Annotated in this window: 16 protein-coding genes; 7 read left to right on the forward strand and 9 right to left on the reverse strand. The window is 68.7% G+C overall.

What is annotated here, in order from left to right:
- Positions 1-9: 9 nt before the first annotated feature.
- On the reverse strand, positions 10-1,350 hold the full coding sequence (locus A7E77_RS03375) for a pyruvate dehydrogenase complex dihydrolipoamide acetyltransferase (protein ID WP_063685857.1): 1,341 nt from the start codon (positions 1,348-1,350) through the stop codon (positions 10-12).
- Positions 1,351-1,460: 110 nt separating this feature from the next.
- Between A7E77_RS03375 and A7E77_RS03380 the strand changes: the two genes are divergently transcribed.
- The 3 genes from A7E77_RS03380 (at position 1,461) to A7E77_RS03385 (ending at position 3,542) form a co-directional block, all read left to right on the forward strand.
- Positions 1,461-1,916 (forward strand): universal stress protein, encoded by a 456-nt coding sequence (locus A7E77_RS03380; protein WP_063685859.1) that lies wholly within the window; start codon positions 1,461-1,463, stop codon positions 1,914-1,916.
- Positions 1,917-1,991: 75 nt separating this feature from the next.
- Positions 1,992-2,141, forward strand: a complete 150-nt coding sequence (locus tag A7E77_RS17875; protein WP_192930011.1) for a hypothetical protein — start codon at positions 1,992-1,994, stop codon at positions 2,139-2,141.
- 96 nt (positions 2,142-2,237) lie between these two features.
- Positions 2,238-3,542: a M28 family metallopeptidase gene (locus A7E77_RS03385; RefSeq protein WP_063685861.1), complete on the forward strand. Its 1,305-nt coding sequence runs from the start codon at positions 2,238-2,240 to the stop codon at positions 3,540-3,542.
- 15 nt (positions 3,543-3,557) lie between these two features.
- Here the strand turns inward: A7E77_RS03385 and A7E77_RS03390 are convergent, their stop codons facing one another.
- From A7E77_RS03390 to A7E77_RS03405, 4 genes are all read right to left on the reverse strand, one after another.
- Positions 3,558-4,409, reverse strand: a complete 852-nt coding sequence (locus tag A7E77_RS03390) for a D-alanyl-D-alanine carboxypeptidase family protein (protein WP_078462208.1) — start codon at positions 4,407-4,409, stop codon at positions 3,558-3,560.
- Between the two features lie 14 nt (positions 4,410-4,423).
- Positions 4,424-4,756 (reverse strand): hypothetical protein, encoded by a 333-nt coding sequence (locus tag A7E77_RS03395; protein ID WP_226341833.1) that lies wholly within the window; start codon positions 4,754-4,756, stop codon positions 4,424-4,426.
- 15 nt (positions 4,757-4,771) lie between these two features.
- On the reverse strand, positions 4,772-6,226 hold the full coding sequence (locus tag A7E77_RS03400; RefSeq protein WP_413243587.1) for a L,D-transpeptidase family protein: 1,455 nt from the start codon (positions 6,224-6,226) through the stop codon (positions 4,772-4,774).
- Positions 6,227-6,493: 267 nt separating this feature from the next.
- A complete protein-coding gene (locus A7E77_RS03405; protein WP_063685869.1) occupies positions 6,494-7,987 on the reverse strand; it encodes a replicative DNA helicase in 1,494 nt (497 codons plus the stop codon).
- A 74-nt stretch (positions 7,988-8,061) separates the two neighbouring features.
- On the opposite strand from A7E77_RS03405, the gene A7E77_RS03410 reads away from it, so the two are divergent.
- The 3 genes from A7E77_RS03410 to A7E77_RS03420 are packed head-to-tail and all read left to right on the forward strand — an operon-like array spanning position 8,062 to position 9,670.
- Positions 8,062-8,544: a UPF0262 family protein gene (locus A7E77_RS03410; protein WP_017979620.1), complete on the forward strand. Its 483-nt coding sequence runs from the start codon at positions 8,062-8,064 to the stop codon at positions 8,542-8,544.
- Positions 8,545-8,555: 11 nt separating this feature from the next.
- Positions 8,556-9,221 (forward strand): GH25 family lysozyme, encoded by a 666-nt coding sequence (locus A7E77_RS03415; protein WP_063689689.1) that lies wholly within the window; start codon positions 8,556-8,558, stop codon positions 9,219-9,221.
- Positions 9,218-9,670, forward strand: coding sequence for a cytidine deaminase (locus A7E77_RS03420; protein ID WP_063685871.1), 453 nt, complete (start codon positions 9,218-9,220; stop codon positions 9,668-9,670). The genes A7E77_RS03415 and A7E77_RS03420 overlap by 4 nt, the downstream gene beginning before the upstream one ends.
- A 163-nt stretch (positions 9,671-9,833) precedes the next feature.
- Here A7E77_RS03420 and A7E77_RS03425 read toward each other — a convergent pair whose 3' ends face one another.
- The 4 genes from A7E77_RS03425 to A7E77_RS03440 form a co-directional block, all read right to left on the reverse strand.
- Positions 9,834-10,964, reverse strand: coding sequence for an RcnB family protein (locus tag A7E77_RS03425; protein ID WP_226341834.1), 1,131 nt, complete (start codon positions 10,962-10,964; stop codon positions 9,834-9,836).
- Between the two features lie 111 nt (positions 10,965-11,075).
- On the reverse strand, positions 11,076-11,558 hold the full coding sequence (locus A7E77_RS03430) for a GAF domain-containing protein (protein WP_063685873.1): 483 nt from the start codon (positions 11,556-11,558) through the stop codon (positions 11,076-11,078).
- Between the two features lie 28 nt (positions 11,559-11,586).
- Positions 11,587-12,012, reverse strand: coding sequence for an alternative ribosome rescue aminoacyl-tRNA hydrolase ArfB (arfB, locus tag A7E77_RS03435; protein ID WP_063685875.1), 426 nt, complete (start codon positions 12,010-12,012; stop codon positions 11,587-11,589).
- A gap of 10 nt (positions 12,013-12,022) precedes the next feature.
- Positions 12,023-12,679 (reverse strand): RluA family pseudouridine synthase, encoded by a 657-nt coding sequence (locus A7E77_RS03440; protein WP_063685876.1) that lies wholly within the window; start codon positions 12,677-12,679, stop codon positions 12,023-12,025.
- On the opposite strand from A7E77_RS03440, the gene A7E77_RS03445 reads away from it, so the two are divergent.
- Entirely contained in the window at positions 12,674-13,495 is an 822-nt protein-coding gene (locus A7E77_RS03445) for a M15 family metallopeptidase (RefSeq protein WP_078462210.1), read from the forward strand. The genes A7E77_RS03440 and A7E77_RS03445 overlap by 6 nt on opposite strands.
- Positions 13,496-13,498 lie beyond the last annotated feature (3 nt).

Raw genomic sequence — 13,498 nt, forward strand, 5'->3', positions numbered from 1 at the left:
GTTTCCCGGTCAGGCGAGCATGCCGAGCGGACGCTCGACCAGATCCTTGAACACCTTCATCAGCTCGGCGCCATCGGCCCCGTCGATCGCACGGTGATCGAAGCTGCCGGTCGCCGACATGACGGTCGCGACCGCCAGTTCGCCGTTGACGATATACGGGCGCTTCTCGCCCGCGCCGATCGCCATGATCATGCCCTGCGGCGGGTTGATGACCGCTTCGAACTGCTTGATGCCGAACATGCCCATGTTGCTGATCGACGCGGTGCCGCCCTGGAATTCCTCGGGCTTCAGCTTGTTGTCCTTGGCGCGCGCGGCGAGGTCCTTCACTTCCGTGGAGATCGCCGACAGGCTCTTGGTATCCGCGCCGACGACGATCGGCGTGATCAGGCCCGATGGGGTCGACACCGCAACCGAAATGTCGGCGCGCTTGAAGCTGATCAGCTGGTCGGGCGTGAACATCACGTTGCACTTGGGCACCGCGATCAGCGCCTGGGCCAGCGCCTTCACCAGCATGTCGTTGACCGAAAGCTTGACGCCACGGCTTTCCAGGCTGGCGTTCAGCTCGCCGCGCAGCTTCAGCAGCGCATCGAGCTGGATATCCACCGTCAGGTAGATGTGCGGCACCGTCTGCTTCGATTCGGTCAGGCGGCGCGCGATCGTCTTGCGCATGTTGCTGAGCTTGGTCGCCTCGTGCGGAATATCCGGCACGGTGGCGGGCTTGGGCGCAGCGGCCGGCGCCGGAGCAGCGGCGGTCGGGGCGGCGTCGGCCTTCGCGGCGGCAGGCGCGGCGCCGGGCTTGGCGCCCTCGACGTCCGCCTTCACGATGCGGCCGTTCGGCCCGGAACCGCTCAGGCCGGACAGGTCGATGCCCTTGTCCGCGGCGATACGGCGCGCGAGCGGGCTCGCCTTCACGCGGCCGCCCTTATCGGACGCGCCGGCATCGGCGGGACGGCCATGGTCCTCGGCCTGCGTGACGGTGCGTTCGACGGGCTTCGCCTCGCTGCCGGTTTTGTTGGGATCGGCGGGGTTGGGCTTGGCCTCCGATTCCTTCGCGGCGGGCTGCGGCGTCTCGCTCTTCGTCGGGGCGGATACGGAGGCGGCGTCCTCGCCTTCTTCGGCCAGGATCGCGATCACCGCGCCGACCTTCACGCCGTCGGTGCCTTCGGCGATGAGAATCTTGGCGATCGTGCCTTCGTCGACCGCCTCGAACTCCATCGTCGCCTTGTCGGTTTCGATCTCGGCCATGATGTCACCGCTCTTGACGGTGTCGCCTTCCTTGACGAGCCATTTGGCCAGCGTACCCTCCTCCATCGTCGGCGACAGCGCGGGCATCTTGATCTCGATCGACATGCAGGTCCTCTTGCCTGGGGAGCGGATTGCTCCTTCGCGCCGCAAAGCCGGGGGGTCAACCCTTGCACGCGCTTCATCCACGCGGCACGTAACGGAAAAGGGGAGCAGCCATGCGGATCTACCTGGTCGTGATCGACGATAGCCCGGAGGCGGAGATCGCGCTGCGCTTTGCCGCGCGCCGCGCCGTGAAGACCGGCGGCGGCGTCGAAATTCTCACGCTGATCCCGCCGCAGGAGTTCATCGCCTTCGGCGGCGTGCAGGCGACGATCGAGGAAGAAGCGCTGCAACATGCGGAGGGACTCGTCACGGCAGCCGCGGGCACGCTGGTCGCCGAATCCGGCCTGAAGCCGGCGATCACCGTCCGCCAGGGCGACGGCCCGCGGATCATCCGCGAAATCATCGCCGCCAATCCCGATATCGCCGCGCTGGTGCTGGGCGCGGCGGCCGGCGGTGCGCCGGGCAAGCTCGTCGCGCATTTTACCGGCACCGACGCGGGCGCCCTGCCCGTCCCGGTCATGATCATCCCCGGCTCGCTGACCCGTGAGGCAATCGATCGCCTCAGCTGAACCCAATGAAAAAACAATGGAAATTTGCTTTTGAATAGCATAAAATAGGACATCTTGGAGACCAGCATGATACCTGTGGCGCGATACATCGACACGCTGGCGCTCTTGACCCAGGCGCTGCAGACGCTCGACGAACTGGGCGAAGGCATCGCCGCCGCGCATCTCAGCGGCGTGATCGACATGATCAGCCAGCGCGGCGACGCCCCCTCGCACCTGCACCACTGACGATTCGGACGGCGCACCGGCCAAGCCGCTGGTGTGTCGGATAAATCCGCGCCTTCCCCCTTGAGCCGACCCGCGCGGCGGTCCACACCGTCGGCCATGATCCTCGTGCCGCTCCTCGCCGCCGCCGCTGCGGCCGCCACGCCCCCCGCACCGCCCCCCGCACCGCCGATGCCCAACGCCGCCCGCCTGCGCGGCGACGTGACCGCGTTGGTCGGCTTCGGCACGCGCCACACGCTGTCATCCGCCACCGACCCCAAGCGCGGTATCGGCGCCGCACGCAACTGGATGGCGGCGCAGCTCACCGCGATCGGCAAGACGTGCGGCGGCTGCATCCGGGTCGAGCGGATCAGCCGCCGCTTTACCGGTCCGCGCGCACCCAATGGCGTCGTGGTCGAGGATGTGCTGGGCATTCAGCCCGGCCGCGATCCCAATCGCGTCATCATCGTCGGCGGCCATATCGACAGCCGCGTCACCGACGTGATGGACGCGACGCACGACGCCCCCGGCGCCAACGACGATGCCTCGGGCGTGGCGCTGGTGCTGGAGACCGCGCGCCTGCTGTCGAAGCGGCAATTCGACGCGACGATCATCTACGTCGCCTTCTCGGCCGAGGAACAGGGGCTGTGGGGCGCCGAACTGCTCGCCGACACCGCGCAGCAGCGCGGCTGGCAGGTCAGCGCGATGCTCAACAACGATATCGTCGGCAATTCGATCGGCCAGGGCGGCGTGAAGGACGCCGGCCGCGTCCGCGTCTTTTCCGAAGGCATTCGCGCCGCCGAGGACCTGCCCGGCCAGATGCGCCGCCGCGGCGATGGCGGCGAGGACGACGGCCCCAGCCGCGCGCTCGCCAAGGTGATCGACGGCATTGCCCGCCGCATCCCCGGCGGCCTCGATGTGGTGATCGACCGCCGCCCCGATCGCTTCGGCCGCGGTGGCGACCACGAACCGTTCCTGAAGCGCGGCTATCCCGCGGTCCGCTTCTCGGTCGGTGCGGAAAATTGGGACGCGCAGCATCAAGACCTGCGCACCGAAGGCGGCGTGACCTATGGCGACACGATCGACCGGATGGACTTCGCCTATTTGGCCAAGGTGACCGCCATCAACGCCGCGACGATCGCCCGCCTCGCCGCCGCTCCCGCTGCCCCGGCCGCCGTGACGCTGTCGGGCGACCTGTCGCGCGACACGAAGGTCAGCTGGACGCCGGTGCCGGGCGCTGCGGGCTATCGCGTTCGCTGGCGTGCGAACGACACGCAGGATTGGAGCACCGCGCGCGACGTGCAGGGGGATCAGACGACGATCACGCAGGTGCCGGTCGACGACACGTTCTTCGCCGTCTCCGCGCTGGCGGCGGACGGCAGCGAGAGCGTGCCAACCTTCGGGGGGCGTGCCGTCCGGCGCTGACCGGACGGCCGGCGATCAGCCCTTTGCGCCGCCCTTGCGCGCGTCGGCGAGTTCCGCAAACCCTTGGTCGAGCAGCCGTTCGACCCGCCGGTCGCGCGCCTGGATCGATCGTTCGCCGATCACCACCGCAATCAGTCGACGGCCGGCGCGCTTCGCCGATGCGGCCAGCGCGAATCCGGCCTCGGCGGTATAGCCGGTCTTGATTCCGTCGGCGCCTTCGAACGCGCCGAGCAGATGGTTGTGATTCTGCACGCGCCGCCCGGCCCAACTGAACGAGCGCGTCGAAAACACCGCATAGCGTTTGGGATGCTCGCGCAGCAGCGCCAGCGACAGTTTCGCCATATCCTCGGCGGTGCTGAGGTTCGCGCCGGGCAGGCCGGTCGCGTTGGTGAAGGACGTGTCTGTCATGCCCAGCGCCCTGGCGCGTTCGGTCATCATCCGCGCGAACCGATCCTCGGTGCCGCCCACCGCCTCTGCCAGCGCCACCGCGACATCGTTGGCGGAGAGCACCGCGACCGCGCGAATCGCGTCCTCCACCCCCATGCGCGCGCCCGGCTTGAACCCGACGCGCGAGGGTCGCTGGCTTGCGGCATAGCGCGAGATGCGGATCGAGCCACTCGGATCGAGCTTGCCGTCGTCGATCGCATCGAAGGTCAGCAGCAGCGTCATCATCTTGGTCAGCGATGCCGGCCGCCGGACGATCCCGGCATTTTCCGCATACAGGATGCTACCGTCGCGCGCGTCCATCACGATCTCGGACACCGGACGCGGCGCCGCCAGCGCCGGCACGCTGCCGCCGACGAGTCCCGTCAGGGCCAGCGCCACGCCCCAACGATGGAGCGCGCGCCGGTTCGGCATCCGCGTCATGGCGCGACCGTCGCTTATTGCGGCGCCGCGTCGTTGCCCGCGGCGGCCGGCGCATCATCGCGCGAGACGCGCGCGGTCATACCCGTCGCGTCGGCATCCTCGATCATCTGCGCATCGGGCGCGACCGGCTTTTCGGGCGGCACGTCCGCGACATTGGCGATCGGCGTCGGCGTGGCCACCGGCTCGGCGGAGGGCAAAGCCTCAGGCGTCGCGTCCGCGGTCGGCATAGTCTCGACCACATTGTCTTCCCCAGCCGGCTGCTCCGGCTCGGGGCGCGAACAGCCGGCCAGCGCCAGCAGCCCCGCCGCCGCCAGCAGCGTCGTCATCCGAATCGTGCGTCGTGTCATCTGCGTCGTTCCTCGTCAGCGGCTGGCCAGAACGGCGCGCGCCGAGCGCGCCTCGATCTTCGCGGCGAGTGCCGCATCCCAGCCATAGGGATCGTCCCGGAAGTTCATCTGCCCGTTGCCGCTGGCAAAGGCAGTCCAATAGAGCAGGTACACGGCCACCGGCTTGGCCAACCGCGCGCGGACCGTCTCGCCCTTCTGCACCTGCGCGGCGATCGCCTCGGGCGTCCAGGTCGGATCGCCCTTCAGCAACAGGTCGGCCAGCTGCTCCGGCTTTTCCAGCCGCACGCAGCCATGGCTCGCGAGCCGGCTGAAGCTCGCGAACTTCGCGCGCGACGGCGTGTCGTGCAGATAGACCGAGAAATTGTTGTCGAAGTCGAACTTGAACCGGCCCAGCGCGCTCTGGTCGCCCGCCTGCTGCTGCAGCCGGGTGCCGTCGATCACCTTGAAGCCGTTGCGCTTCAGATAACCGGGGCTCTTCTTTTCCTTTGGCCACAGCTCCTTGGTCGCGATCGACGTCGGCACGTTCCACGGCGGATTGATGACCACGCTGTGAATCATCGACGACAGCATCGGCGTCTCGTCGCCCGGCCGCCCCGTCACCGCGCGCATCGACAGCACGGGTGCATCGCCGTCGAACACGGTCATCACCGCGGCGGCGATATTCACCTGTACACGATCCTTTGGCAGCTCCTGCGGCAGCCAGCGCCAGCGCTCCATATTCGCCATGATCTGGCGTACGCGCGCGATCGCCGGCACGTTGAGCGCCGCCAGCGTCTGCCCGGCGACGGTGCCGGTGGGATTGAGGCCATAGCGGCGCTGCGCCCGACGCACCGCCTCCAGCAACGCAGCGTCGAAGGTGGTGCCGCTGGTCGCGACGTCCTTGTCCTCGACCGCCAGGCGCTGGCGCAGCGCAATCACGCGCGCACCGCTCGACCCCAGAGTCAGGTCCGGACCCGCCGCCAGCGTCGGCCAGCCGCCCGCCGCCGCAATGGCGCGATAGCGGACCAGGCCCGCCTTCAGCCCGTCATAGCCGGCATACGGTGGTGGCAGCGATGCGATCCACGCCGCGATCCGGTCGGTGCGCACGGCTTCGGCGAATCCCGGCAGCGGGTCATAGGCCGGCGGCCGCAGGCCCCAGTCGCGCTGGAAATCCTCTTCGGCAAGCCGCCCCGAATGCACCGCGCGCGCATGGTCCAGCGCGTCGCGCACCAATTGCTCGCGCGCCGCCGCGTCCTCGGGACGCGGGTTCAGGCTCAGTCCCTGGGCGATCGTGTCGGCGGGCAGCAACGCCGCCAGCTGCGTCGCCTGCGCTTCGCTGATCTGCGGCAGCACCACCGGCGCAGCCGCACTGGCGGGCACCGGCACCTGCTGGATCGTGGGCTGTACGGTCGGGGGCGCCACCTGCGCCGCCGCGGGCAGTGCAGACAGGATGGTGGCCGCCATGGCAGCCGCCGCGATCGTTCGTCTCATGTCGTGTCCCTACGGGGTATGCGTCACCGGCGCTGTCGCACCGGCTACCTCGCTCTAGGCTGAACGCGATGCGCGTGGCCATGGCTTGGGCATGGTTTATTTTGCCGACGGGGTCGGCGAACCGCCCGCCCCACCCCTCCCGTCACCCCGGACTGGTTCCGGGGTCCACTCCGCGGCGAGGGGGCGGCTCGAGCCTCTTGTCATCCCCTCGCGGCCCGGTGGACCCCGGACCAAGTCCGGGGTGACGGAGGAATGGGGAGCTTCGGCTCAATACCCCGCGTAATCGCTGAACTTCGTGATCGTCGGATCGAACTTCAGCACCACCTTGCCCGTCGCACCGTGACGCTGCTTGGCGACGATCATCTCGGCCAAGCCATAGACGCGCTCCATGTCGCTTGCCCATTTGGCGTGATCTTCGAAGACCTTGGCCTCGTCGCCCTCCATCGGGCGCTTGGGCTCGCGCTGCGCGGTGTAATAATCCTCGCGGAACACGAACCAGACCATGTCGGCGTCCTGCTCGATCGAGCCCGATTCGCGAAGGTCGGACAGCATCGGGCGCTTGTCCTCGCGGCTTTCGACCGCACGGCTCAGCTGCGACAGTGCCAGCACCGGTACGTTCATGTCCTTGGCTAGCGTCTTGAGCCCACGCGAAATCTCGGAAATTTCCTGCACGCGGTTTTCCTTGCCGCCCTTGCCGCCGCTGGTCAGCAGCTGGAGGTAGTCGACGACGACCAGGCCGATCTGGTTGTTGTGCCGCCGCTGCAGGCGACGCACGCGCGTGTGCAGTGCGCTGATCGACAGGCCGCCGGTATCGTCGATGAACAAGGGCAGCTTTTCGAGCTCGGCTGCTGCGGCAGCGAGCTGGCCGAACTCGGCCTTGCTGATCTTGCCCATGCGGAGCGATTCGGAACTGATTTGCGACTGTTCGGCCAGGATACGCGTCGCCAGCTGGTCGGCGCTCATTTCCAGGCTGAAGAACACGACCTTCGCACCGACCGATTCGCTCGGCGGGATGCCGTCCTCCATGTCGCGCATCCAGCGCCGCGCTGCGTTGAACGCGATGTTGGTGGCGAGCGAGGTCTTGCCCATGCCGGGGCGTCCGGCGAGGATCATAAGGTCGGAATGGTGCATGCCGCCGATCTTGGCGTTGACCGAATCGAGGCCGGTCGTGACGCCTGACAGGTTGCCGCCGCTGTTCAGCGCACGCTCGGCCATCTTGACCGCCATCGTCGTCGCCTGCGCGAAGGTCTTGGTGGCATTCTCCGCGCCGCCGTCGCCCGCGACCTTGTACAATTCCTCCTCGGCCAGCTCGATCTGCGCGCGCGGATTGACCTCCTCGGACGTATCCATCGCGCGTTCCACCAGCGTCCGGCCGACCTGTACCAGCGCGCGCAGCATCGCGAGGTCATAGATCTGCGTCGCGAACTGGCGCGCACCGATCAGGCCGGCGCCCGATCCGGTCAGGCTGGCGAGATAGGACGGGCCGCCCAGCTCCTTCATCCCCTCGTCCGCTTCGAACATCGGCCGGAGCGTGACCGGGGTCGCCAGCATGTCGTTGACGCGCAAGGTCTTGATCGCGGCGAAGATACGGCCGTGGACGGGTTCGTAGAAATGCGCGGGTTCCAGCCGGTCGATCAGGTCGTCGGCCAGCCGGTTGTCGATCATCATCGCGCCCAGCATCGCGGCTTCGGCTTCGACGTTGCGGGGCAGCTGCAGGGGTTCGGCGGGGACCGCCGGGGTCGGAAATGCTAGAGTCGCCATGGGAGACGCTCTTACCCGAAATTTCGCGCGACGACACGATTTGTCGGATCGCCTCAACCCGACTATCGGACCGTATGGCCGACCCGCGGATCATCGACATCACCCTGGACGAGCACAGCATCGGCTGGCGCTCGGCCGATGTCGAGCAGGAGCGGCGGATCGCGATCTTCGACCTGTTGGAAGGCAATCACTTCGCCCCCCAGCGCCAGCACGCGGACGGCTACGCTGGCCCCTACAAGATCAAAATCGAATCGGCGGAGGGTCGCCTCGGGATCCACATCCATCGCGCCGACGATACCCATCTGGAGACGCTGGTGCTGGCGCTCGGCCGCTTCCGGCGCGCGATCAAGGACTATTTCGCGATCTGCGACAGCTATTATCAGGCGATCCGAGCGTCGACGCCGCAGCAGATCGAGACGGTCGACATGGCCCGCCGCGCCATCCACAATGATGCCGCCACGCTGCTGCGCGAACGGCTGGAGGGAAAGATCGACGTCGATTTCGATACCGCACGCCGCCTCTTCACATTGATCTCCGTCCTGCATCTGCGCGGCTGATGGCGTACGGCATGTTGAAAGCGGTGGGCGCGATGGTCGTTGCCGGTGCGATCGGCATCGGTGGGTGGAGCTATGCGACGGCTTGGCATCCCAAGGTGAGCCAATATCCGTTGCAGGGCATCGATCTGGACGAACGCCCCGGACCGGTCGAATGGGGCACGGTGCGTGCGCGCGGCGCCGACTTCGCCTATCTCGTCGCCACCTCCGGCGCCGACCGCCGCGATCCGGGGTTCGAGACGAATTGGGCGGCGCTGCCCGATGCCGGGCTGCGCCGTGGCGCGATCCATCTCTATTCTCTCTGCCAGCCGGCGAAGGATCAGGCGAATGCGGTCAACGCCTTCGTGCCCCGCACCGCCGACGCGTTGCCGATGGCCGTCGACGTCAGCTTCCGCGGCGATTGCACCGCGCGGCCGGATCGCGACGCGCTGATCGCCGACCTAAAGACGTTCATCCATATGGTCGAGACGCACACCGCCAAGCCGGTGATGCTGCGGGTCAGCAAGCCCGTCGAATCGACCTATCAACTCACCGCCGCGATCGAGCGCCCGATCTGGGCGATGCGCACCTTCTTCGCCCCCACCTATCCGGCCCGCCCGTGGCAGATGTGGCGGGCGAGCGATGTGCGCCGCATCGACGGCATCGAAGGCCCCGTGAATTGGGACGTAGTCGCACCATGACCGAAACCACCCCCGCCGATCTGATCGCCGCTGCACGCGAAGCGGCGACCCGCGCCCATGCGCCGTATTCACGCTTTGCGGTGGGCGCGGCGCTGCTGATGACCGACGGCAGCCTCGTCACCGGCGCGAATGTCGAAAATGCGAGCTACGGCCTGTCGCTCTGCGCGGAGACGGTGGCGATCGCCACGGCCAGCGCGGCCGGGCGGCTGCGCGAGGTCGTCGCGGTCGGCGTTATCGGCGGCGCGATGGATGCGGACGGCCGTGCGACGGGCACCGCCCCCGTCAGCCCGTGCGGCCGCTGCCGCCAGGTCCTCAACGAAGCCGCGCAATTGGGCGGCCGCGACCTGCTGGTTCACTGCGGCGCTGCCGAGGGTGACGCGATCGCGACCTACCGTTTGTCGGAACTGCTGCCCGCCGCGTTCGGACCGGCGGACCTGGGGATCGGGTAACCGCTCAGTAGAAAGCCGGCGCGACGCGGATCGCCGCATCGCGCCGTGCTTCGCTTATTGGCAGGCGCAGGTCGGCGCCGGGCGCCAGACGCGCTTGGTCTTCGTATGCGCCGCGATCGGACGCCGCACGGCCCTGGCGCGGCGGGTATAGGTCACCGCGTCCTCATAGGTCTCCGTCGTCGTGGTCGTCGTGACCACGGGCGCGGTCTGCACCACGACCGTCGTGGTCGTCGCGCCGGGGTAATAATAGCCGCCCTGATAATAACCCGAGCCACCTGCGCTGGTCGTCACCGTGGTGACTCCGTCGGCCGAGCGCCATGCGCGACCGTTGTCGACATAACCCACCGGCGGGGGCGGGGGCGGGGCATAAGCGGGCGGCGGCGGCGGAGGCGGCGGCGCATAGGCCTGCGGCGGCGGGGGGCGGATAATCCGGCGCGACCGGGATCGCATAGCCACGATCGTCGCGGCGATGGCGGCGGCCGCGGTCCTCCGCCTGGTCGATCGCATAGCCCGCTGCGGCCCCAACGCCCGCGCCGATCAGCGTGCCCCCCAGCCGATTGCCGCGCCCGGCGATCAGGTTGCCTGCGACACCACCGACGACGGCGCCCGCCACGGCGCCACCGACGCCATTGTCGCGGTGCTCATAGCCACGAGGATCGTAGCCGCTATCCGCATAGACGCGGTCATCGCTGGCATAATAGTCGCTGTCATAGGCATCCCAATTGATGCCGGGCCGCGTGTCGTAGACCGCGCCGCGACCATCGACGAGCACTGCATCGTCGTAATAACGGACCCAATTATAGCCCGCCGTCGGCTGCGTCAGGCCATAGGTCTGCCAGTCGGTGATGTAGAAGCGGGGCGACACCCAATAGCTGGGCAGCGCATAGCCCCGATACGGCCGGCGATAGGCCCGCCAGCCGCCGGGCGCGTTCGCCCCGCCCCACCAGCGGCCATCCACCTTGCTGCCCCAGCGCGACCGGCCCAGCTGCACCCGCGGCGGCTGACCCGCCGGACCATTCCACTGCGGCTGTGGCTGCGGCGGAACGGGGCGCACCACGGGCGCCGCTCCGGGCTGCCCAGGGTAGCCGCCGCGCTGCCACGGCGCCGGCTGCCACGCACCACGCCCCTGGATCGCCGGAGCCGGTGCCATGCCGACGCGCGGTGCCGGGAAGTTCGCCCCCGGTCCCTGCATCACCACGCGCTCCTGCGCGCTCGCACCGGTAGCGGTCAGCGCCAGAGTTGCGGTCGCGATCAGCACGCTGCGCATCGTCGTCTCCCTGTTGCCGAGGCGCATGCCTTCGCCCCGGATATTAACACGCTATTCACCTTGCGGCGTATCACGCGCCAAACGGAGTCGCCAGAGCGCGGGTTCCCTGCCCTGTGAGGTGGCCTGTCCCGATTCGGTTCAGGCGATCCGTGCGGCCAGCCGCGCGCACAGCGCCTCGCACCCTGCGGCGTCCTCCGCATCGAAGCGGGCGGGCTCGGGACTGTCGAGGTCGAGCACGCCGACAAGCCGCCCGTCATGGACGATCGGCACGACCAGTTCGGACCGGCTTGCCGCGTCGCAGGCGATATGGCCGGGAAAGGCATGAACGTCCTCGACCAGTTGCGTCTCGCGCGTCGCCGCAGCGGTGCCGCACACGCCCTTGCCCAACGGGATCCGGATACACGCCGCCTTGCCCTGGAACGGTCCCAGCACCAGCTCGCCCCCGACCATGCGATAGAAGCCCGCCCAGTTGAGGTCCGGCAGATATTGCCACACCAGCGCGGCGGCATTGGCCATATTGGCGATGGCGTCGGGTTCGTCGACGGTCAGCGCGTCGAGCGCCCCCAACAGGTCGAGGTACAGATCGGCCTTGGAGCCGGCGGTGATATCGAACTGGTACATGGCCCGCGATGTAGGCAAGCGCCGCGCATCAATCCAGCCGCACGCGACCGCGGTTCGCCTTCACCGTGCTGCGGCCCTTTTTCTCGTCGACGCGCTTCGCCTTGGCCGATCGGCTGGGCTTGGTCGGGCGGCGCTTCTTGAGGACGATCGTCGCCTCCTGGATCAGCGCGACGAGCCGTTCGCGCACCTCGCGCCGGTTCAGTTCCTGCGACCGCGACCCGTCGCCGCGCAGCGTCAGCACGCCATCCTTGCTCAGCCGCGATCCGGCGAGCACGGTCAGCCGCTGCTTCACCAGATCGGGCAGATTGGGCGATCCCCACACGTCGAAGCGCAGCATCACCGCGCTATCGGTGGTGTTGACGTGCTGGCCGCCGGGACCGGACGCGCGGGTGAAGCTTTCCTCGATCTCGCGCTCGTCGATCGCGATGACGCGGGTGACGTGGATCAGCGGCACGGGGGCACCGTCAGGCCTCAGCGAGATCCGGCCAGGCGCCGAAACGCTCGGGCAGCGGCGCCTCGGCGCGCACCGGCTCTTTATTGGCGCGCGGCACGGTCAGGGCGGCGGCGTGCAGCATCATGCCGCCCGTCTCGCCCGCGCCGTAGACCGGATCGCCGACCACCGGCAGACCCAGTCCACTCGCCGCGTGGACGCGGATCTGGTGCGTGCGCCCCGTCGTCGGCCGGAATTCGACCAAGGCGCGCCCGTCACGCACCGCGAGCGTCCGCCATGCGGTATGCGCAGCCTTACCGGCCGGATCGGCGACCATGCGCCAGCCCGTCTCTCGCGTGCTGACCTTGGCGAGCGCCAGATCGATCTCGCCCGCCGATTCGCGCGGCACACCTGCCAGAATGGCGAGATAGCGCTTCTCGACCTCGCCGCGCTCGAACGCCTGCTGCAAACGCGCATGCGCTTTCGGGTTGCGCGACAGCAGCAGACACCCGCTGGTATCCCGGTCCAGGCGATGCACCGCCTGCGGCCAGCGCTGGAAGCCGAACTTCAACGAATCGAGATGGTTCTCGAGACTGAGGGAGCCGTCACGGGGCTTGTCCACCGGCAGCCCGGCGGGCTTGTCGATGACCAGGGCCTCGCCGTCGATGAACAATACGCGGTCGCCATGCATGCGAAACGCCTTGCCACTCCATCGGTCTTCGCGCCAGAGGCAGCCGCGATGCGCCTCCCCGCCCTTCTCGCTTTGCTGTCCCTGGCCTCGCCCGCCGGGGCGCAGGTCTGCGCCGGTGCCGCAGCGGCGATGGCGAACGATGGCCGCGTCTATGGTCACCTGGCCTATGGCGACGCGCCGCCGGACGATTTGGTCGAGGCGCCGCGCGGCTTCGGGCTGCACGGCTGCCTGTTGCGGCGCGACGTCATCCCCGATCTCGAACGCCTGCTCGCCGCGGCAAAGGGCGATCCGGCGGTGATGGGCACGCTACGTGGCCTGTCCTGCCATCGCTCGATCCTGCGCCAGGCATCGGTCTTCTGTCGCGAACATCCCGACAGCGCCGTCAATGCCGATGCCACGCGTGCGATTTCGGTGGCGCCCCCCGGGCATAGCGAACATGCGACGGGCTATGCGCTCGATTTCGCGGTCCGCCCGGCGAATGGCTGTCCCGATGCCGAAGCATGTATGGCGGCGACCCCGGCCGCGCGCTGGCTGCTCGCCAATGCGCCGCGCTTCGGGTTCGAGCTGTCCTTCCCGGGCGGCAATCGTCAGCATGTGAAGTGGGAGCCGTGGCATTGGCGTTGGGTCGGCACCAGCGCGACCGCGCCGGGCGCCGCCCGCGCCCGCTTTCTCTTCGCCCGCGCGCGCGGCCAGTTCCCCGCCGACCCCGCGGTCGACCCGGTCAGGACGATCGCCCGCGTGACGCCGGTGGTCTACGTCGCAGTGCCGACCTGGGTCGCCCCACCGCAAAAGGGAAAGACGAAGCGCCGCCGCTGACGC

It is taken from the genome of Sphingomonas sp. NIC1, from assembly GCF_001638925.1.
In the GTDB taxonomy this organism is placed as follows: domain Bacteria; phylum Pseudomonadota; class Alphaproteobacteria; order Sphingomonadales; family Sphingomonadaceae; genus Sphingomonas; species Sphingomonas aquatilis.